Source organism: Burkholderia sp. Cy-637 (genome assembly GCF_011753175.1).
Lineage (GTDB): Bacteria > Pseudomonadota > Gammaproteobacteria > Burkholderiales > Burkholderiaceae > Burkholderia > Burkholderia gladioli.
Map to the genome: position 1 here is coordinate 1 of NZ_VWWC01000100.1, position 20,411 is coordinate 20,411.

Annotated in this window: 19 protein-coding genes; 7 read left to right on the forward strand and 12 right to left on the reverse strand. The window is 71.6% G+C overall.

Annotated elements, in window-relative coordinates:
* Positions 1-57 precede the first annotated feature (57 nt).
* Entirely contained in the window at positions 58-1,173 is a 1,116-nt protein-coding gene (locus F3J10_RS23140) for an OpgC domain-containing protein (protein WP_013689982.1), read from the reverse strand.
* 523 nt (positions 1,174-1,696) lie between these two features.
* On the opposite strand from F3J10_RS23140, the gene F3J10_RS23145 reads away from it, so the two are divergent.
* The 3 genes from F3J10_RS23145 (at position 1,697) to F3J10_RS23155 (ending at position 5,574) form a co-directional block, all read left to right on the forward strand.
* A complete protein-coding gene (locus F3J10_RS23145; RefSeq protein WP_025099488.1) occupies positions 1,697-2,860 on the forward strand; it encodes a porin in 1,164 nt (387 codons plus the stop codon).
* 295 nt (positions 2,861-3,155) lie between these two features.
* Positions 3,156-3,905, forward strand: coding sequence for a sulfite exporter TauE/SafE family protein (locus F3J10_RS23150; RefSeq protein ID WP_167243077.1), 750 nt, complete (start codon positions 3,156-3,158; stop codon positions 3,903-3,905).
* A gap of 157 nt (positions 3,906-4,062) precedes the next feature.
* Entirely contained in the window at positions 4,063-5,574 is a 1,512-nt protein-coding gene (locus F3J10_RS23155; RefSeq protein WP_240155689.1) for a PLP-dependent aminotransferase family protein, read from the forward strand.
* A 28-nt stretch (positions 5,575-5,602) separates the two neighbouring features.
* Here F3J10_RS23155 and F3J10_RS23160 read toward each other — a convergent pair whose 3' ends face one another.
* The 4 genes from F3J10_RS23160 to F3J10_RS23175 all read right to left on the reverse strand — a co-directional run bounded on the left by F3J10_RS23160 (position 5,603) and on the right by F3J10_RS23175 (position 9,787).
* Positions 5,603-6,493: a PhzF family phenazine biosynthesis protein gene (locus F3J10_RS23160; RefSeq protein WP_167243079.1), complete on the reverse strand. Its 891-nt coding sequence runs from the start codon at positions 6,491-6,493 to the stop codon at positions 5,603-5,605.
* Positions 6,490-7,533 carry a threonine aldolase family protein gene (locus F3J10_RS23165; protein ID WP_167243080.1) on the reverse strand — a complete coding sequence of 348 codons (1,044 nt, stop codon included), beginning with the start codon at positions 7,531-7,533 and terminating at the stop codon, positions 6,490-6,492. The genes F3J10_RS23160 and F3J10_RS23165 overlap by 4 nt, the downstream gene beginning before the upstream one ends.
* Positions 7,530-8,669 carry a carbon-nitrogen hydrolase family protein gene (locus tag F3J10_RS23170; RefSeq protein ID WP_167243081.1) on the reverse strand — a complete coding sequence of 380 codons (1,140 nt, stop codon included), beginning with the start codon at positions 8,667-8,669 and terminating at the stop codon, positions 7,530-7,532. Before F3J10_RS23170 ends, F3J10_RS23165 begins: the two co-directional genes overlap by 4 nt.
* Positions 8,670-8,875: 206 nt before the next feature.
* Positions 8,876-9,787, reverse strand: a complete 912-nt coding sequence (locus tag F3J10_RS23175; protein ID WP_167243082.1) for a LysR family transcriptional regulator — start codon at positions 9,785-9,787, stop codon at positions 8,876-8,878.
* A 543-nt stretch (positions 9,788-10,330) separates the two neighbouring features.
* Between F3J10_RS23175 and F3J10_RS23180 the strand changes: the two genes are divergently transcribed.
* The 3 genes from F3J10_RS23180 (at position 10,331) to F3J10_RS23190 (ending at position 13,283) form a co-directional block, all read left to right on the forward strand.
* Positions 10,331-10,909, forward strand: coding sequence for a peptidoglycan DD-metalloendopeptidase family protein (locus F3J10_RS23180; RefSeq protein WP_025099477.1), 579 nt, complete (start codon positions 10,331-10,333; stop codon positions 10,907-10,909).
* A 299-nt stretch (positions 10,910-11,208) separates the two neighbouring features.
* Positions 11,209-12,123, forward strand: coding sequence for a PEN-N family class A beta-lactamase (gene blaPEN-N, locus F3J10_RS23185; protein ID WP_167243083.1), 915 nt, complete (start codon positions 11,209-11,211; stop codon positions 12,121-12,123).
* A 287-nt stretch (positions 12,124-12,410) separates the two neighbouring features.
* A complete protein-coding gene (locus F3J10_RS23190) occupies positions 12,411-13,283 on the forward strand; it encodes a LysR substrate-binding domain-containing protein (RefSeq protein WP_167243084.1) in 873 nt (290 codons plus the stop codon).
* A 39-nt stretch (positions 13,284-13,322) separates the two neighbouring features.
* Here the strand turns inward: F3J10_RS23190 and F3J10_RS23195 are convergent, their stop codons facing one another.
* Positions 13,323-13,712 (reverse strand): type 1 fimbrial protein, encoded by a 390-nt coding sequence (locus tag F3J10_RS23195; RefSeq protein ID WP_167243085.1) that lies wholly within the window; start codon positions 13,710-13,712, stop codon positions 13,323-13,325.
* Here F3J10_RS23195 and F3J10_RS36570 point away from each other — a divergent pair.
* Complete coding sequence (locus F3J10_RS36570; protein WP_275691169.1) at positions 13,711-13,842, forward strand: hypothetical protein; 132 nt, start codon at positions 13,711-13,713, stop codon at positions 13,840-13,842. The genes F3J10_RS23195 and F3J10_RS36570 overlap by 2 nt on opposite strands.
* Before the next feature lie 325 nt (positions 13,843-14,167).
* Here the strand turns inward: F3J10_RS36570 and F3J10_RS23200 are convergent, their stop codons facing one another.
* From F3J10_RS23200 to F3J10_RS23225, 6 genes are all read right to left on the reverse strand, one after another.
* Entirely contained in the window at positions 14,168-14,422 is a 255-nt protein-coding gene (locus F3J10_RS23200; RefSeq protein WP_025099473.1) for a GlsB/YeaQ/YmgE family stress response membrane protein, read from the reverse strand.
* Between the two features lie 315 nt (positions 14,423-14,737).
* On the reverse strand, positions 14,738-15,493 hold the full coding sequence (locus tag F3J10_RS23205; protein ID WP_167243091.1) for an ABC transporter ATP-binding protein: 756 nt from the start codon (positions 15,491-15,493) through the stop codon (positions 14,738-14,740).
* A 56-nt stretch (positions 15,494-15,549) separates the two neighbouring features.
* Positions 15,550-16,455 (reverse strand): ABC transporter ATP-binding protein, encoded by a 906-nt coding sequence (locus F3J10_RS23210; protein WP_167243086.1) that lies wholly within the window; start codon positions 16,453-16,455, stop codon positions 15,550-15,552.
* Positions 16,445-17,386 carry a nickel transporter permease gene (gene nikC, locus F3J10_RS23215; RefSeq protein ID WP_167243087.1) on the reverse strand — a complete coding sequence of 314 codons (942 nt, stop codon included), beginning with the start codon at positions 17,384-17,386 and terminating at the stop codon, positions 16,445-16,447. Before nikC ends, F3J10_RS23210 begins: the two co-directional genes overlap by 11 nt.
* Positions 17,387-17,435: 49 nt before the next feature.
* Positions 17,436-18,506, reverse strand: coding sequence for an ABC transporter permease (locus tag F3J10_RS23220; RefSeq protein WP_167243088.1), 1,071 nt, complete (start codon positions 18,504-18,506; stop codon positions 17,436-17,438).
* Positions 18,507-18,634: 128 nt separating this feature from the next.
* Entirely contained in the window at positions 18,635-20,242 is a 1,608-nt protein-coding gene (locus F3J10_RS23225; protein ID WP_167243089.1) for an ABC transporter substrate-binding protein, read from the reverse strand.
* Between the last annotated feature and the right edge of the window lie 169 nt (positions 20,243-20,411).

The following is a 20,411-nucleotide window of genomic DNA, read 5'->3' on the forward strand; positions in this document are numbered from 1 at the left end:
CCACGCGCGCCCGGGCGCAGGGCTGAACGCCGGCGCCTGCCCGGCAGCGCCGCGCCCTCAGCGCCGCGGGCGCAGGAAGGGCAGGCGCGCGGCCAGCGGCCCGTAGAGCTTGGCGACCAGGTAGAGCAGGCCGATCGCGACCGCGTCGGCGGTCAGCCCGAGCGGCACGTCGAGATAACCGTCGGTCTGCCAGTACAGCACCGAATCCACCGACAGCGAGATCCCCGTGCCGGCCACGAAGCAGAGCAGGCCCTGGCGGCCGATCGTGCCGATCCAGGGCATCGCCCGCGCCACCTTGTGCATCCAGCCCAGGTGGACCAGCTTGGCGGCCAGCCAGGCGATCGCCAGGAAGTTGAGCAGGCGCACCGCGCCGAGGTTCTGCTTGATGGCCGGATCGGTCGGGAACGGCTCGATGCGCAGCCGGTAATAGGCGCCCGCGGCCACCACGGCCACCGCCAGCGCCGTCACCAGCACCCCGCGCGGCTGCCGCGAGAGCGCCGCGTAGACCGGCTGGCAGCGGCACAGCGCGCCGAGCACGAACAGGAACTGCCAGGCGAAGGGATTGAAGTCCCAGGGCATGCCGTCGACGCCCGGCAGGTAGCCGGCGATGCGCCGCGCCGAAAGCCAGCCCAGCAGGCTGATCGCCAGCAGCAGCCAGGGCTTGCCGCGCGCCAGCGGCAGCGCCAGCGGCACCAGCGCCGCGAAGATCGCGTACATCGGCAGCACCGAGGCGAGGTAGGGCTGGCGGCGGAACAGCAGGATGTCGCGCAGCGCCGCGAGCGGCTTGTGCAGCAGCCCTTCCAGGTCGTTGGTCGGCATGTTCGGGCCGTCGATCGCGAGCGCGTTGAGGGCCGCCGTGATCAGCAGCATCAGCCCGGCGGTGATCAGGAAGGCGCGGTAGATCTCGAAGGCGCGGCGGATGAAGCGCTGGCGCGCGACCGCCTCGGTCTGGCGCTCGGCCAGCGAGTTGTAGGCGATCGCGGTGGCGAAGCCGCCCAGGAACACGAACACCTCGGCCGCGTCGCACAGCGCGTAGGCGTGCAGCGTCACGCGCGACAGGATGCTGCCGCCGATATGGTCGACCACGATCACCAGCAGCACCAGCCCGCGAAAGAAATCGAGCTCGGCGAAACGGCCGGCGCGCGGCGCCGGCGCATGGGCGGGCGCGTTCATGCGCGAGGGCGCCGGCGGGCGCGGAAACGGGCAGCGGAAGAGGGCGCGCGGACGATGGCGGCGCGCGACGGAAAACTCGGCATGAAGCGGACGGCGGGGAGCGGAAACGGACGTGATTGTGCCATCGTTGCGGGGGCATCGACGGTTCGCGCGGCCCGGCTCGATCCGCACCAGCCTGGCGCATCGCCGGCGCGCCGCGCCGCGACTCGCGCGGGGCCGCGCCGGCAGCCCGCGCGGGCGCCCCCGGCGGTCCTTCCGGGCGCTTGTCCGAAAGGGCGCGGCAAGCGTTGCGCAAGCCGGGCCGAAGCGCTTGCGCAAGTCCGAGTTGGTAATGCGCAACGACCACGTTTGCCGCCCCGAACGACATGGACGGCGTGATTCGGCCGTGACACACTTTGCTCCGTGATTCGCGCAGCCGGCGTGCCGACCGGGCCGCGCATCGCCAACTCGAGGTCCAACGGACGACGCCCGCGTCGAGCGCTCCGGCGGCCATTCCAGTTTTCCGGTTCGGAGACTGTCGACGATGAACAAGTTCCTGCTGCCCGCCGCCGCCGCTGCCGTTGCAATGGCGCTGGCCGCACCCGCCTGGGCGCAGTCCAGCGTCACGCTCTACGGCGTGATCGACGAAGGCGTCAACTATACGAACAATGTCGGCGTGAACGGCACCAACCGCAGCGTCTATGCGCTGGCCAGCGGCTTTGCCCAGCGCAGCAGCTGGGGCCTGCGCGGCGCCGAGGACCTGGGCGGCGGCCTGAAGGCGATCTTCGCGCTCGAGAACGGTTTCGACCTCAGCAACGGCACGCTCAGCGACGGCGGCCGGATGTTCGGCCGCCAGGCCTTCGTCGGGCTCACCCACGCGCAATACGGCGCGCTGAGCTTCGGCCGCCAATACGACTCGGTGGTCGACTACCTCGCGCCGATGACGGCGGCCGGCAGTTGGGGCGGCATGCTGATGTCGCATCCGTTCGACAACGACAACGCCGACAACACGGTGCGCGCCAACAATGCCGTCAAGTACGCCAGCCCCGATTTCGGCGGCCTGAGCTTCGGCGGCGTCTACAGCTTCAGCAACGAGACCGGCTTCGCCAACAATCGCCAGTACAGCGCCGGGGCGCGTTACGCGTTCGGCGGCCTGCAGGTCGGCGCGGCCTATCTGCAGGCCGACAACCCCGGTCGCACGGCCGACGGCGCGGTGGCGAGCAACGACGCCAACTTCACCGCCGATCGCCTGCGCATCTTCGGCGGCGGCGTGAACTACACCTTCGGCGAGACCACGGTCGGCTTCGTCTACACCAAGACCGACCTGAAGAACCCGGTCGCCACCGCCTACCTGCCCTCGGGCACGTTGTCGGGGCTCGGGCTGACCGCCACCAAATTCGACAACTTCGAGATCAACGGCAAGTACCAGCTCACGCCGGCCTTCTTCGTCGGCGCGCAATACACCTACACCAGCGGCACCTTCGACGCGGCCGACGGCAGCGCCAAGCCGCATTACCACACGGTCGGGCTGATGGCCGACTACAGCCTGTCCAAGCAGACCGACGTCTACCTGCAGGGCGCCTGGCAGCGCGTGGGCGGCGGCGCCTCGGGCAGCGTGTTCGACGGCGCCTACCTGGTCGGCACCGACGGCCCCTCGGCCTCGTCGAGCCAGTTCTCGGTGCGCGCGGCGATCCGGCACAAGTTCTGATCCGGAAGGCGGCGGGGCGCCGGCCGGCGCCGTTTGCCGCTTGCCGCGCCGATTTCCCTTTCCTCTGACGTGTCGTTCCGGCGACGCGTTTTTGTTTTCGTCTCGATCGCAACTAACGGTCTGTCGCGCCAAGCCACCGCCAACGGCGCTGCGCGCCGGCCGATCAGGTCCAGCAAGCCGGCCGCCCAGCCTACCCGAGCCAGGCTCAGGCAAAACCAGATGGCCGGGCCGTGGCGATGCCCTCACCATCGCGGCATTCGTCCCTTGAAAACCCAATCCCTGCGCAGGATGTTCCATGATCGATGATGGTTCGACGCTCGCGATCGTCGTCGCGGTATTCGCCCTGGCCGGGGTGGTGAAGGGCATGATCGGGCTGGGCCTGCCGACCATCGCGATGGGCCTGCTGACGCTGGCGATGCCGCCCGCCGCGGCCGCCAGCCTGCTGGTGGTGCCCTCGCTGGTCACCAATGTCTGGCAACTGCTGCGCGGCCCCGCGTTCGGCGCGCTGGCCCGGCGCCTGGCCACGCTGCTCGCCGGGCTCGCGCTCGGCACCTTCGCCGGCGGCCTGCCGTCGCTGGCGCATGCCGCCCCGTGGACTCGCGACGCGCTCGGCGCGGTGGTCGCGCTGTACGGCCTGTGGGGCCTGGCCGCCGCGCGCCTGCCGGCGCCGGGCCGCCACGAGCGCTGGCTGTCGCCGCTGGTCGGCTACCTGACGGGCGCGGTGACGGCCGCCACCGGCGTGTTCGTGATGCCGGCCGTGCCTTACCTGCAGGCGCTGCAGCTCGGCAAGGACGAACTGGTGCAGGCGCTCGGGCTGTCCTTCACCGCCTCGACCCTGGCGCTGGCCGCGCAACTGGCCTGGAGCGCCAGCCTGCAACCGGTCGACTTCGGCATGTCGGCGTTCGCGCTGGTGCCGGCGCTGCTCGGCATGGCGGGCGGCCAGGTGCTGCGCGGCCGGGTGGGCGAGCGCGCTTTCCGCCGCGTGTTCTTCGCGGGGCTGGTGGTGCTCGGGATCTACATGGCGATCGCGCCCGCGCATGCTTGACACCGCTTGGCTAAGGCGGCTTGCTTGAGGCGGCTTGCCTGAAGCCGGTTGCCGGTCCGGCGAAAACCCCGCATCCTTGTCGGCGCCCGCGCTCGCGGGCGCATCATGGCAGGCTGCCGCCGCCGACTTCATCGCGCCGCGCGCGCCGCCGAGATACATGGGACATCACGCCAAGCCTCGCCCCGACGATTCCGCCCGCGATACCCCGCAGGTCCTGCACCGCGCGCTCGCCGAGCATCTGGCCGGCGAGATCGGGGCCGGCCTCTGGAGCGCCGGGCAGCGCCTGCCCTCGGTGCGCGAGCTGGCGCGCAGCCGCTCGGTCAGCGTCACCACGGTGCTGGCCGCCTACCGGGCGCTCGAGGATCGGCGCCTGATCGAGAGCCGGCCGAAGCAGGGCTATTTCGTCAGCGGCCCGGCGGGCGAACCGCGGCAGGTCGCGACGCGCGTGAGCGAGGTGGCCGGCCAGGGCGCCGCGCCCTGGCCCGGCGTCGATCCCACGCGGCTCGGCGATGACGGACTCGAGCACGACGCGCTCGACCCCATCGCGCTCGGCGACATGGAAGGCCGCCCCGGCGTGGTCTCGTTCGGCACCGCCTTGTGCGGCGAGGCGCTGTTCCCGGTCGAGGCGCTGGCGCGCAGCATTGCCTCCACGGCGCGGCGCCACGGCGGGCTGCTCGCCGCGGTGTCGTTCTCGCCCGGCGCCGAGCGCTTGCGCGCCAGCCTGGCCTCGCACGCGGCGAACTGGAATTGCCACTTCGGCGCCGACGAGGTGCTGGTCACCAATGGCTGCGTCGAGGCCTTCGGCCTGTGCCTGCAGACCGTGGCGCGGCCCGGCGATGCGGTGATCGTCGAATCGCCGGCCTATTACGGCTTCCTCTCGACGCTGGCGCGGCTCGGCATGCAGCCCCTGCCGATCCGCTTCGACGGCCGCGCCGGCGAGGCGCTGGCCGAGATCGAGCGGCTCGCCGGCGAACGGCGCATCGGCGCCTGCCTGTTGTCGACGGCGGTCAGCAATCCCACCGGCGCGAGCCTGGACGACCCGACGCGCGCTGCGCTGGTCACCTTGTTGGCGGCGCGCGCGATCCCGCTGATCGAGGACGCCACCTTCAGCGACCTGCATTTCGAGTCCGTGCAGCGCGCGGCCAAGTCCTACGACCGCGACGGCAACGTGCTGCTCTGCAGTTCGCTGTCGAAGACGCTGGCGCCGGGGCTGCGGCTCGGCTGGGTCAGCGGCGGGCGTTTCCACCGCGAGATCGTCGAGTTGAAGCGCACCATGAGCGTCGGCCAGCCGCTGATCATCCAGGAGGCCGTCGGGCAGTTCCTCGACGGCGGCGGCTATCGGCATCATCTGCGGCGGCTGCGGGCGCGTTGCCGCGCGCAGGTCGACGAGACGGTCGAGCACCTGCGTGCTCGCGTGCCGGAAGGCACGCTGGTGGAGGCGCCGGAAGGCGGTTACCTGTTGTGGGTGGGGCTGCCGGAAGGGGTGTCGTCGGAAGCGTTGGCGCGGCGCGCGGGCCGCGAGGGGATCGCCTTCGCGCCCGGCACGCTGTTCGCGCCCGAGCGCGTGTATGACGACCGGATCCGGCTCAATTGCGGCTACCCGCTCGACGAAACGCGGCGCGCGGCGCTCACGCGGCTGGCCGCGCTGATCGGGGAGATGGCGGGCTAGCTGTCCGCGCGCCCGCGCCGCCGGGCGTTCAGAGGTTCAGCGAGCCGCGCGAGACTAGCACCGCGTGACCGCCGATCTCGAAGCGCGGCCCATCCTCGGTGCGGCGCCAGAAGAGGCTCGCGTCGCGGCCGAGGTGGCGCCCTTGGGACGCCGTCGCGACCGCGCCGTTGCCACGCGCCGGCCATCGCCCCTTCGCCGCCAGCATCGCGGCCGCGCAGGCATTGCCGCCGCCGCAGGCGGCATCCTCGTCGACGCCGATCGCCGGGCCGAACGAGCGCAGTTCGAAATCGGCCGCGCCGTGCCGGCCGGGCGCCACCGCCGTGATGCCCGACACTTCGTGGCGCCGGCTCAGCTGCTCGATGGCATCCAGCTCGGGCGCCAGCGCGTCGAGCCTTTCGGCCGATTCGAACCAGACCACCAGCCAGCGCGCGCCGGCCGCCACGCAGGCCATGTCAGCGTGTCGGCCGCTCGAGCCGAGCGCACCGAGCACCTCGCGCGCGCCTTGCGCATCGAGCGGCTCGATACGCGGCTCGGGCGTCTCGAACCAGATCCTGCCGTCATCGCCGTCGTCGACGCGCATCGTCACCTGCCCATGAGGGCTCTGCTGCACCAGCCTGCCCGCGCGCGGCGTCACCAGCCCGGCGGCGAGCAGCGCCCGCGCGGTGCCGATCGAGGGATGGCCGGCGAAGGGCAGTTCGCGCCGGGGCGACCAGATCCGCACGTGGTAGTCCGCGCCGCCGCGCGCTGCCTCGCCATCCGGCGCCGGCATCGCGAACACCGTTTCGGGCATGCCGTTCCACGCGGCCAGCGCCTGCATGCGCGCCGCGTCGGGCATCGCGTCGGGCAGTACCACGGCGACCGGATTGCCGAGCAGCGCGCGCCGCGTGAACACGTCGACGAGAAACAGCGTGGCGTTCACGACACGGCCTCCTCGGCGAGTTCCGCGAGCAATTCGCCAGCCCGTTCGCAATCCTCACGGCTCACGTCGAGATGCGTGGTGACGCGGATCCGCGTGTCGTCGAGCGCGCGAATCCGCACGCCGCGCGCGAGCGCGCGCTCGGCGAAGGCACGCGCGCCTATCGGCAACTCGGGCAACCCTGGCAGCGCGAACAGCAGGATATTGGTTTGCGGATGTGCCTCCAGCCGAAGGCCGGGCGCGGCCGCCAGGCGCGCCGCGATCAGCGCCGCATGCGCGTGATCGTCGGCGAGCCGCTCGACGTGATGGTCGAGCGCATGCAGCGCCGCCGCCGCGAGGATCCCCGACTGGCGCATCGCGCCGCCGAGCCGGTATTTCCAGGTCCAGGCCTCGCGCACGAAGCGCGCGCTGCCGGCCAGCACCGCGCCGACCGGGCAGCCCAGCCCCTTGCTGAAGTCGAGCCAGGCGCTGTCCCAGCCTTGCGCGTAGGTGGCGGCGGCGATGCCGGTGGCGACCGAGGCGTTCAGCAGGCGCGCGCCGTCCAGGTGCGCGACGAGGCCGGCTTCATGCGCCACGTCGCGTACCGCGCGCAGCGTGTCGAGCGGCCAGATCGCGCCGCCGCTGAAATTGGTGGTCTGCTCGATCGATACCATCGCCGAGCGCGGCGCGGTGCGCGAGGGCGCGCGGATCGCGGCGCGGCATTGCTCGGCCGTGAAGATGCCGTCGCGCGTGACCAGCGGCGCGATCGCCACGCCTGCGATGGCCGAGGCGCCGGCCGCCTCGGTCGCGCAGATGTGGGCGCCGGCGTCGGCGATCAGCTCGTCGCCGGGACGCGTGTGGACCAGGGTGGCGACCAGGTTGCACATGGTGCCCGACGGCATGAACACCGCCGCCTCGCAGCCGAGCAGGGCGGCCACGCGTTCGCAGAGCGCGCGCGTGCTCGGGTCCTCGTCGGCCTGCTCGTCGCCGACCGGCGCGGCGGCCATCGCCGCGCGCATCGCCGCGGTGGGGCGCGTCTGGGTATCGCTGTAGAGATCGATCATTGCGACGCCTCGGCGGGCCAGGCGGCACCGGCGCCGGCATCTGGCTCGGTACCTGTCTCGGTACCCGCCGCGACGTCCGGCGCGGCATCCGGCACGAAGGGGGCATACAGCGCCTCGTCGGCCGCGCCCGATGCACCACCTACGCTCGCCAAGCCGTCGAAGCCGTCGTGGAAGCTGGCCGGCGCCAGCGCGCGGCGGTTCACGCGCAGCTCGAACACGTCGAAGCGGTTGTAGTAGCCCACCACGTCCTGGAACTGCTTGGGCACCACGCAGCGGGCCAGGTCGATATCGGCATAGACGATGCCTTCCTCGTCGCGCAGCACCTCGCTGATCACCGTGCCGTTCGGCCCGAAGATCATCGACACGCTCTTGGGCGACTCCTCCAGCAGGCGCCGCGCGCGGGCGTCGTCGCGCGCGATCAGGTTGATCGCCTCCGGCGGCAGGAAGCCCGAGGCGACGATGTTGAACAGCTTGCCCTCGAAGGCATGGGCGCCCGCGCGCAGCCGGATCGCGGCCTCCAGGTCGTAGCCGCCCTCGCCGGGCGGGTGGGTCGGCCAGCGCGGCGAGAACGAGGAGATATGGACGTTCTCGCCCTGCGCCAGCAGCGCGAAGCGCGCCAGCGAATTGGTGTTCTCGCCGCACACCAGCGCGCCGATCCGGCCCAGCGGCGTATCCACCACGCGCAGGCCGCTGCCGTCGCCGTTGGCCCAGGTCAGCTTCTCCCAGTAGGTCGGCACCAGCTTGCGATGGCGGTTCAGCAGGCGGCCGTCCGCGCCGATCAGCAGGTTGCTGTCCCAGATGCAGGCGGGGCTGACATGCGTGCCTTCGTTGATGCCGATCGAGGCGATCACGCCGTGGCGGCGCGCGGCTTCCTGCAACTGCCGCACCTCGGGGCCGGGCACGCGGATCGCGCTGGCGGCCAGGCGCTCGAAGAAGGGATGCACGTCGACCGGCGCGAACACGCCCGACCAGACCGGGAAGGCCGACACGAAGGCTTCCGGGAAGGCCACCAGGGCCGCGCCGTTGGCGGCGGCCTCGGCGATCAGCGCGCAGGCCTTGTCGACGGTGCGCGGCGTATCGAAGTAACAGGGCGCGACATGGCAGGCGGCCGCGCGAAATGCCGGGTAGGAATTCATGATCGACGGGAGTGACGAGGGAGCGGCCATTGTCGGGCGCGCCGCCGCGGCGTGTCGATGCACAGAGCCCGGCGATTCCGCTGGAACAGGGCGGCCCGGGCGGGCCGCTCGCCGAGCTTGCTCGATGAGCCATGCAGTCGGCCGCTCGGTCAGCCGCTCGGTCAGCCGCTCGATCAGCGGCTCGATCAGCGGCTCGACCGGGCGGCTCAGCCGCCCGCCGGTTCTTCCGCCGGGCCGCCCTCGCTGAGAAAATCGACGAACTCGCGCGTGTATTTCGGCAGTGCCTCGAAATCGCGCGCGCAGAGCACCAGCCGCCGGTGGGCCCAGGCGTCGGTCAACTCGATGGTGGCCAGCTTCATGCTGGCCATCGCGCGCTGCGCGGCATGGCGCGACACCACGCCGATCCCGACCCCGCTCTCGATCACGCGGCAGATCGCGTCGAAGCTGCGCAACTGGGCGCGGTAGGTGATGCGCTTGCCGAGCGCGCGGGCCTGGTCGGCCAGGTGCGCGTGCAGGGCGCTGCCTTCGGTCAGGCCGATGAATTCCGCGTCGACGATCTCGTCGAACGACACCGAGCCGCGCCGCGCCAGCGGATCCCCGGCCGCGGCGACCACCAGCAGCCAGTCCTCGCGGAACGGCTTCTGTTCCAGCCCCTCCAGCCCGACCGAATCGGCGACGATGCCGACCTCGGCGGTGCGGCTGCGGATCGCGTGGACGATCTCCTCGCTGGAGCGCTCCTCGACGCTGACCGACATGCGCGGATGGCGCGGCAGGTAGGCCGCGAGCGCGTCGGGCAGGTACTCGCTGAGCGAGGCGGTGTTGCAGAGCAGGCGGATCCGGCCGCGCAGGCCGTCGCCGTATTGCTGCAGCTCGCCGTGCATCTGGTCGATCTGCTGCAGCACGGTGCGCGCGTGGTGCTCGAGCGAGCGGCCCGCGTCGGTCGGCAGGGTGCCGCTCTTCGTGCGGTGCAGCAGCGGCACGCCGAGCGTGTCCTCCATGCCGCGGATCCGCTCGCTGGCCGATTGCAGGGTGATGTGGGTGCGCTCGGCGCCGCCGGTGATGCTGCCCGCCTGACAGACGTTCAGGAACAGGCGCAGGTCGGTGAGATCGAATCGCATGTGGGGTTCCGTTGCGGGGAGGGGCGGCCGTCGGGCGCGACGCGCCGCGGCCGGCGATACGGTAGCAGGCTTCGCGCGGCGCGGGCGTCAGTCATTGCCTGAGGATCGCTTCGACAGATCCGCATGGTCGGCGCGGCCGCGCTCGCCGATCATGCGCCTCATGGCCCGGCCACGGGCTTTCCTCGTTTTTCGTCCATGCCAGGAGGTGGGTATGCAGGTCGGTCCCGACTGGTTCGTTTCGCTCAAGCTCGCGCTGCATATCCTGATGCTCTGCATCGGCCTGGCGACGGCCTGGCACACGCTGCTCGAGCGGCTCGGCTGAGCGCGCCGCCACGGCCTCACTTGCGGCCGACCCGGTATTCGACGCCGTCCGCCCCGTAGCGCTCGGCTCGGTTGCGGGGCATTCCCGAACGATACGCGCGCGCCGGGCCGCCGCCGCAATTTGTCATGCTTGCTTGCATCCGGTTACAGGTCTGGGCCGCCAATTTTGAGAAGCTTGGCGGCCCCAGGACCGAGATCCTCGCCAGACATGAATTCCACCGCATGAACCCCAGGCAGACGATGTTCCGAGGCGCCGCGCGCGCCGCCGCGATCGCGGCCTTGTGCGCCGCCGCCGGCTGCGCGACGCAGCGCGAGGCGGTGCCGCCGAGCGACACGCTGGCGACCGGCGCCGTCGCCGTGCCGGCCGCCGCGCCCTCGGCGGCCGACGTCGCGCAGATCATGCGCGCCACGCGCCGTCATGCGCAGCGCGTCACGCTGGCCTGGCCGGCCGAGGGCCCGGTGGTGGAGCCGTTCCAGCCGGGGCGCAATCGCGGCATCGGGATCTCGGTGCGCTCGGGCGAGCCGGTGCGCGCCGCCGCCGACGGCCGCGTGATGTATGCCGGCACCGGCCTGAACGACTACGGCTCGCTGGTGATCGTGCAGCACAACGCCGATTTCCTGACCGCTTATGCGCGCGGCAGCCGCCTGCTGGTGAAGACCGGCGATATCGTGCGGCAGGGCGAGCCGATCGCCGAAGCCGGCGGCGCGGGCTGGGTGCGCGGCACGGCCGTGCTGTTCGAGGTGCGCCGCGACGGCAAGCCGGTCGATCCGGTCGCCTACCTGCCGGCGCGCGAGAGTTGATCGGGTGCGCATGGCCCGGCGTCGGCGCGGGATTCTCGGCGGCCGGGCTGGCCACGCGGATTTCCGCGCTCAGGCCCAACCCGGCTCGGCGCCGCGCGATCCGCTGCCATTTCGCCTGATCGCGCCCGGAGCCGGGGCCGAACCATCGGCGGCGCGGCGCGAACCATTGCCGCCTCGCCGCGGTCTACCCGATCCGGCATCCTGAGCCTCGCGATCGACGATGCCCGGCGGTGGCCCCGGCCATCTCGCGCCATGCCGCCGATCCACCCCTGAAACACCGATCGAGACATCGACCCGCCATGACCCATTCCCCGCTCCGCCGTTCGCTGCTGCTCGCCGCCGTTTCCGCTCCCGTTCTCGCCGCCTGCGCCGTGGTTGGCCATCGGGACGGCAAGAAGGACGGCGTGAAGGAAGACGCCCGGCCCCGCGACGCGGCCCGGCAGATCGCGGCGCTCGAAAGCGGCTTCGGCGGCCGCATCGGCGTGAGCGCGATCGACACCGGCAGCGGCCGGCGGATCCTGCACCGCGCCGACGAGCGATTTCCGCTGTGCAGCACCTTCAAGGTGGTGCTGGTCTCGGCCGTGCTGGCGCGCGCGACCGGCGACGCGCGCTTGCTGTCGAGCGTGATCCGCTACACGCGGCACGACCTGGTGAGCTATTCGCCGGTCACCGAGAAAAACCTAGCCACGGGCATGACGGTGGCGGCCTTGTGCGCCGCCGCGATCCAGTACAGCGACAACACCGCGGCCAACCTGCTGATCCGGCTGATCGGCGATCCGGCCGCGGTGACGGCCCATGCACGCTCGATCGGCGACGCCACCTTCCGCCTCGATCGCCTGGAAACCGAGCTGAACGAAGCGGTGCCCGGCGACGAACGCGATACCACCACGCCGGCCGCGATGGCCGACACGCTGCGCCGCGTCACGCTCGGCGACGGGCTCGATCCGTCCGGCCGCGCGCAACTGGTGACCTGGATGCTGGGCAATACCACCGGCGAGACGCGGATCCGTGCCGGCGTGCCGGCCGGCTGGCGGGTGGCCGACAAGACCGGCAGCGGCGGCTACGGCACCGCCAACGACGTGGCCGTGCTGTATTCGCCGAGCCGCCAGCCGGTGGTGCTGACGGTCTACACCACGCGCCCCGACAAGGACGCGAAATACGACAACGCGGCCATTGCCGCGGTCGCGCGCATCGTCACCGCCACCTTCGCCTGAGCGCCTGAACGCCTGAACGCGTGAACGCGTGAGCATCTGAACATCCGAGCGCTTCTCCGGCGTGCCGAAAGCCGGGCGCGCACGGCGCCCGGAAGCGCCCGGCGCCGGCGCGGACGAGCGCTCGCTGCAGCGGATGCCGCAAGTCACGCCGAGCCCGCCCCGGCCGGGGCCGATCGCCCACGCCACCGCGCGTACCTCGCGCTCCTCGCGCAAAACCCCCGGATCGCTTATCGTGGCGCCTTGCGCGCCGCATCGGCCGGCGCGCCCGTCTTCCGTTCGCGCCAGCCATGCATCGTCTTCCGCCGCTCAATGCCCTGCAGGTCTTCGTCACGGTCGCGCGCCACCTGAACTTCACGCGCGCGGCCGAGGCGCTGTGCCTGACCCAGGGCGCGGTCAGCCGCCAGATCCAGTCGCTCGAGGCGCATTACGGCTTCCCGCTGTTCGTGCGGCGCGCCAAGGGGCTGGCGCTGACCCCCGAGGGCGAGCAACTGCTGCCGGTGGTCAGCGAGAGCTTCGCGCGCATCGGCGACATCTCGCGGCGCCTGACGCGCCAGCGCACCGACCTGGCGCTGAAGGTGCCGACCTGCGTGATGCGCTGGATCCTGCCCAAGGTGATGCAGTTCCAGACCGAGCATCCGGACCTGCACGTGCAGATGACCACCACCTGGCGGCACGACGTCGATTTCGCGACCGAGCCCTTCGATGCGGCGATCGTCTACGGCATGGCGGCGACGCCCGAGGTGCGCGTCGTGCCGCTGTTCGCCGAGCGGCTCACGCCGGTCTGCGCGCCCGAGCTGCTGGCCGAACGGCCGATCGCCTCGGGCGCCGACCTGGCGCGCCACACGCTGCTGCATCCCACCCGCGACCATCGCGACTGGCGCCAATGGCTGGCCCATGCCGGCATCGAGGGCATCGATCCGGCGCGCGGGCCGAGCTTCGACACGCTGGACCTGGCCACCAATGCCGCCATGCAGGGCTTCGGCATCGCCATCAGCGACGTCACGCTGATCGCCGACGACGTGGCCGCGCGGCGCCTGGCGACGCCCTTCGAGGCGGTGCTCGGTACCGGCGCGCGCTACGACTTCGTCTGCCCGGCGCGCAACGCGGCCCAGCCGAAGCTGGACCTGTTCAGCGACTGGCTGGCGGCCCACCGCGACTGAGCCGCGGCGGCGGAGGACGGGATGCGCTTCGATGCGCGCTCAACGATAGTCGACGGTCACGATCATGGGGTCGCGCCGGGTACCCTGGCCCGGAATGGCGAACGGCGCGGAGGCGATCGTCAGCGTTGACGAGCCGAGCTTGCGGCCGCTGTACAGGTCGACGAAGCCGACCTGCCCGAAGGCCGGCCTGGCACAGTTCGGTTGCACGCGTGTGGCGGCGGTATCGACCTGGAACGAGCAGGGCGGCTCGACGATGCGCCCGCTGAACTGGATGGTGCCGCCCTGCGCATGCGCGGCGGTGCCGGGCAGCGCGAGGAGCGCGCAGGCGGCGAGCGGCAGGAGGGCGAGGCGCCGCCATCCTGACAGATTCGTAAGACTCGGAAAACCACGCGCAAACGATAGCGACGGCAGCGACGAACGGGCGATCATGACGGACTCCGAATCGGTGGGGTCGGACTTGTTGGCACGTCGCGGCGTGACACTCGCCGACGACGGCCTGCTCACCCGCATTGACGGCATCCAGGGCGGTTGCCTTGAGCGGATTTTTTACATTTTTTGACAAAGTTCGCTGCTTCAATGCTAGGAGATGGCCGAGCCGATGTCAGGTCGCTTCGATCGAGCCGGCGGTGGTACAAACCCGCGTGCTGAAATCGAGGTCCACGAGCGGCAAGAACGCGGATCGTCGGCGATCGCGGCCGGTCGGAAACGCATGAGGAAAGCCCGGCGCCTGGCGGCGATGTCGGCTGGCTGATGGACGGCGGGGGAGCCTGGAGCGGGAGGGAAGCTGGACCGGCTTGGTTGTACGCGCAACGGGCGTGGCGCGACGGAAGGTGGGGGCGAAGGGGCGGAACGCCGCCGAGCCGACGGCGTTCCGCGGGGCTGGCTCAGCCGGCGCGCTTGCGCACCGCGCCGACGATCACCAGCAGCACGATCGCGCCGATGATCGAGGCGATCCAGCCGGCGCCCTGGCCGGGCTGGTACCAGCCGGCGGCGCGGCCGACGTAGCCGGCGATCACCGAGCCGACGATGCCGAGCACGATGGTCATCACGATGCCCATCTTGTCGTCGCCGGGTTTCAGCGCGCGGGCGAGCAGGCCGACGATCAGGCCGACCACGAGCGTTTCGATGAGATGAATCACGGGCGCTCCTCTAGCGGTTGGGAAAAGGCATGGACCGGCCGGCGCGCGCGAAGTTCGGCATCGGGTTCGTCGCGCTTCGTCGCGATTCGACCGGGCTTGCCGTGCGATCTTACGCCAGCCGCGATTCGGTTCGCCATTCTCGCGTGCCCGGCTGGCCACCCGGCATGCTGCGCCGCGGCGTGGCCCTTGCCGCGCACGACATCGGCGGCTGCCGCGCCGCAACCGCCATGGCAGCCGCAACCGCCGCAACCGCCGCAACCGCCGCAACCGCCGCAACCGCCGCAACCGCCGCAACCGCAAGCTTCCGCCCCGGTTTCAGCCGCCGGCGCGCCGATAACCGTCGGTGGCGCGCAGCAGGGTACGCGTGTACGCGTTCGCCGCCTGTCCCGCGCGCAGCGCCTCCACCGTCAGTTGCTCGACGATCTCCCCATGCTGCATCACGGCGAGCCGCTCGCAGAGGAAGCCGACCACGGCCAGGTTGTGGCTCACCAGCAGCATGGTCAGCCCGCGCTCGCGATGCAGGCGGCGCAGCAGGTTCAGGATCTCGGCCTGCACCGAGACGTCGAGCGCCGAGGTCGGCTCGTCGAGCAGCAGCACGCGCGGCTCGACGATCAGCGCACGCGCGATCGCCACGCGCTGGCGCTGGCCGCCCGAGAGCTGGTGCGGATAGCGGAAGCGGAAGCTGCCGCCGAGCCCGACCTCGGCCAGCGCCCGCGGAATCCGCGTATCGGCGTCGGCGATGCCGTGGATCGCCAGCGGCTCGCGCAGCGTCTCGTCCACCGTGAAGCGCGGATGCAGCGAGGCATAGGGGTCCTGGAACACCATCTGCACGTCGCGGCGGAAGGCGCGGTCGAGCCGGCCGTGCACGGCGCGGCCGTCGATCGCCAGCGAGCCGGCCGAGGTGGGGACCAGGCCCGTCAGCGCGCGCAGCACGGTGGACTTGCCCGAGCCCGATTCGCCGACCAGCCCGAAGGCGCCGCCGCGCGCCACCGCGAAGCTCGCGCCGCGCAGCGCGTCGACGTGGCCGCCGCGCGTGGCGAAGCGCACCGAGGCCTCGCGCACCTCGATCATCGGCTCGGCCGGCTCGATCGGCAGTGCCGCGCCTGCCTCGATCCCGTGTTCCGGCATCATTGCTGCGCCTCCTTCAGCCAGGCCGGATCGCGCGCCAGCACCGGCAGCGCCTCGGGCGGCGCGGCCAGCGGCGGCGTCGCGCCGAGCAGCCCGCGCGTGTAGGGATGCGTCGCGTGGGCCAGATCGCGCGCCGCGCAGGTCTCCACCACGCGCCCCGCGTACATCACCGCCACGCGATCGCAGAACGACATCACCAGCGGCAGGTCGTGGCTGATGAACAGCAGGCCGCTGTTGTGCCTGGCCACCATCGCGTCGAGCACCGCCAGCACCTGCATCGACACCGCCACGTCGAGCGCCGAGGTCGGCTCGTCGGCGATCAGCAGGCGCGGCCCGGTGGAGACCATCATCGCGATCATCACGCGCTGCCCCATGCCGCCCGACAGCTCGTGCGGGTAGGCATCGGCCACGCGCGCCGGATCGCGGATCTCGACCGCCGCGAGCGCGGCCACGATGCGCTCGCGCAGCGCGCGTCCCCTCAGGCCCGGCTCGCGCAGCCGGAACGCCTCGGCCATTTGCCGGGCCACCGTCATCACCGGGTTCAGCGAGTACTTGGGATCCTGCAGGATCATCGCGATCTCGGCGCCGCAGAGTCGCCGCCGCTCGGCCTCGCGCATCGTCAGCAGGTCGCGGCCGGCGAAGCGCATGGCGCGCGCCGACCACTGCGCGGCGCCCGGCAGCAGGCCGAGCAGGGCGCGGCCCGTCAGCGACTTGCCCGAGCCGGATTCGCCGACGATGCCGAGACGTTCGCCCGGCGCGAGTGTGAGCGAGAGGTCGCGCACCGCGTCCGCGAGCCGGCCGTCGTGGCCGCGAAAGCCGATCCGCAGCCCGTCGATCTCGACCAGCGGCGCGGCGGCGGGCGGGATGTTGCCGATGGCGGGCGTCTGCATCGCGTCAGGCTCCATGGCGCGGGTCCAGCACGTCGCGCAGCCCGTCGCCGAGCAGGTTGAAGGCCAGGCTGACCAGCAGGATCGCCACCCCGGGCAGGGTGGCCACCCACCAGGCATCGAGCAGCACGTTGCGGCCCGAGGCCACCATGAAGCCCCATTCCGGGCTGGGCGGCTGCGCGCCGAGGCCGAGGAAGCCGAGCCCGGCCACCGTCAGGATGATGCCGGCCATGTCGAGCGTGGCGCGCACGATCACCGAGGACAGGCACAGCGGCACGATATAGCGGCGCAGGATGCGCCAGCCCGAGGCGCCCTGCAGGCGCGCGGCGTGGATGAAGTCGGCCTGCGCGATGCGGATCGTCTCGGCGCGCGCGAGCCGCGCATAGGCCGGCCAGGCGGTGATCGAGATCGCCACCACCGCGTTGACGATGCCCGGCCCGAGCGCGGCCGCGAAGGCCAGCGCCAGCACGATCTTCGGGAAGGCCAGGGCGATGTCGGTGAGGCGCATCAGGATGCTGTCGACGAAGCCGCCGACGAAACCGGCGGTGGTGCCGATCAGCACGCCGATCGGCACCACGATCGCCACCACCAGGATCGCGATGCCGAGCGTGATGCGCGAGCCGCCGATCATGCGCGAGAGGATGTCGCGACCGAGCTGGTCGGTGCCGAGCCAGTGCGAGGGCGTGCCGGGCGGCAGCAGCCGGTCGTTCAGCACCTGGCGCAGCGGGTCGTGCGGCATCAGCAGCGGCGCGAGCAGGGCCACCAGCACCAGCGCGGCGAGGATCGCCAGCCCCAGCAGGTTCAGCGGATTGCTTGCGAAGCGCTGCCAGCGTCGCCAGGCCAGGCCCAGCGAGGCCTGCCGGCGCGAGGCGGGCGTCTCGCTGAGCAGCCAGGCGCGCCAGCGGCCGGCGGGCGGGGGAGCTTGGGGAGGAGCGGGAGGCTGGGTCATCGGAATCCGGTGGAGGCGGCCAGGCGCGCGGGCACGGAGCGGGCCGGCGTCAGCGCGCGCGCGGATCGAACACGCGGTAGAGCGCGTCGGTCAGCAGGTTGAGGGTGATGAACATCGCGCCGATCACCAGCGTCGAGCCCAGCACCGCGTTCATGTCGCCATTGAGCAGCGCGCCGGTCAGGTAGGAGCCGATGCCGGGCCAGGCGAACACGATCTCGGTGAGCACCGAGCCTTCGAGCAGGTTGCTGTAGGTCAGCGCGATCACGGTCAGCAGCGGCACGGCGATATTGCCGAAGGCGTGGCGCCAGATCACGCGGCGCTCGGGCACGCCCTTGGCGCGCGCGGTGACGATGTATTCCTGGCTGAGCTGCTCGAGCATGAAGGCGCGCGTCATGCGGCTCAGGTAGGCCACCGAGTAGTAGCCGAGGATCGCGGCCGGCAGCGCGATGTGCGAGAGCGCGTTGCGCCAGACTTCCCATTCGCCGGCCAGCGCCGCGTCGATCAGCAGGATGCCGGTGCGCGTGTCGACCATGCCGTCCCAGGCGGAATCGAGCCGGCCCGGGCCGCCCACCCAGTGCAGCTTCGCGTAGAACAGCAGCAGGCCCATCAGGCCCAGCCAGAACACCGGCACCGAGCTGCCGATCAGGCCGATGAAACGCGCCACGTGATCGATCGGGCGGTTGTGGCGCACCGCGGCGGCCACTCCGAGCGGCACGCCGATGCCGATCCCGATCAGGGTGGCGAGGCTCGCCAGTTCGAGGGTGGCGGGGAACACGCGCAGGATGTCGTCGCCGACCGGGTTCGAGGTCAGCAGCGAGGTGCCGAGATTGCCGTGCAGCACGTCGCGCACGTAGATCGCGAACTGCGTGAGCAGCGGCTTGTCGAGCCCGAGCGCGGCGCGTTCGGCCGCGTAGGCGGCGGCCGAGGCGCGATCGCCGAGCACCGCCAGCACCGGGTCGATCGGCACCTTGCGGCCGATCACGAAGGTCAGCGCCAGCAGGCCGGCGAAGGTGACGGCCAGCGTCAGCGCCCAGCGCAGCACGCGCAGCGCCCAGCGCGCGAGCGGCTGCCGCGCGGGCAGCGTGCGCAGCGAGTCGAACAGCGTGGAGGGGGACGACATCGGGCGGGGCATCTCCTGGGCGGTGAAATCGTTCGCGCGGCGAGCGGCAAGCGGCGCGAACCCGAAGTATGCCGGATGCGCGGGGGCGCGAAAACCGGGTGAGGCTCCCGCGCCCGCCGCCGCGCGCCTTACTTCTTCAACTGCCGATACGAAACCAGGTCGTTGATCGGCCCCACCGCCAGCCCGCTCACGCCCGGCGCGGTCGCCACCTGGGCCACCTTCTCGAACAGGATCACGAAGGGCGAATTCGCCAGCACCGCCTTCTGCATCGCCTGGTACTGCTGCGCGCGCCGGGTGGGCGAGGGTTCGGCCAGCGCCGCGTCGGTCTGCCTGGTCAGCTCGGGAATGTTCCAGGCATTGCGCCAGGCCAGCATCTTGAAGCTCGAGTTGTCCGAATTGTCGGGATTCCAGGCGAAACCCTGCGCGTTGCTGTGCGGGTCGATGTAGTCGGCCGACCAGTCGCCGATGTAGATGTCGTGCTGGCGCGCGCGGTACTTGGCCAGCGTCTGCTTGTTGTCGCCCGGAATCAGCGTGAGCTTGATGCCCGCCTGCGCGAAATTGGCCTGGATCGCCTGGGCGATCTCCGTGTACGGGTAGTCGTTGCGCACGTCCATCGTCACCGCGAAGCCGTTCGGCACGCCGGCCTTGGCCAGCAGCGCCTTGGCGCGCGCCACGTCGAGATGATAGGGACTGCTGTCGAGCGTGCCGAGGAAGCCGTCGGGCAGGAAGCTCTGGTGCACGCGGTAGGTGGTCTTCACCACGTTGCGCTGGATGCCCTGGTAGTCGACCAGCCATTTGAGCGCCTCCTGCACCTGCGGCCTGGCCAGCGTCGGATTCCTGGTGTTCAGGCCGAGATAGAGCAGGGTGGCCTGCGGCGAGGCCGCCACCCTGGCCTTGCCGTTCTTGGCCACCGCGGCCAGGTCGTCCGGGCTCAGGTCGCGCGCCGCGTCGATGTCGCCGCTCTCCAGCATCAGCCGCTGGGTGGCCGCCTCGGGCACGTGGCGCAGCACGATGCGCTTCATCGCCAGCGGCAGGCGGTAGCCGTCGAAGCGCTGCAGCACCAGGCTGTCGCCGGCCGTCCACTTCACCAGCCGGTAGCCGCCCGAGCCGGCCTCGTGGGTCTTGAGCCAGCCGTTGCCGTAGTCGCCGTTCTGCTGCTGCGCGAGCAGCAGCGTGCGATCGACCACCGAGGCCGGCCAGGAGCCCAGCACGTTCAGCACGAAGGTCGGCGCGTACTTGCGATCGGTGCGGATCATCACGGTGTGATCGTCGAGCTTCCTCACGTTCTGCATCACGTTGGCCTTGTTCAGGCCGATGCCGGCCAGCACCGCGGCCGGGCCCTTGTCGAGCAGCACCGCGCGCTGGATCGACCAGGCCACGTCCTCGGCCGTCAGCGCGTTGCCGGAATGGAAGCGCAGGCCGTCGCGCAGCCGGAACGTGAAGCCGGTGCCCTCGGCGTCGACGCTCCACGATTGCGCGATGTCGCCGTCGAACTTCGAGGGATCGGCGAGATTGACGCGCACCAGCCGGTCGTAGACGTTCGCGATGTATTCCTCCGGCACCAGCTCGTAGACCTCGGCCGGGTCGAGCGTCGAGAACTCGTCGAGCAGGGTGGCCATCACGAACATGTCCTTCGGCGTGGCGGCCTGTGCTTCGACGGCGGGCACGGCGGCCAGCGCGAAGCAGGTCGAGGCGGCGGCGAGCAGCGCGGCAAGCGAGGACATGCGGGGCTTCATACACACTCCATGGTTCGGAACCTGAGGCTGGCGGGATGACGAGCGGAACACGGCCGGCCCGGCAACGGCACGGGCCTGCCGTATTAGAGCAGAGAGCGGGGGGCGACCGGAACCGGCCAAAATTCGACGGGAGGGGAGCGACAGGCGCGGGGCGGCGCCGGCACGGGCC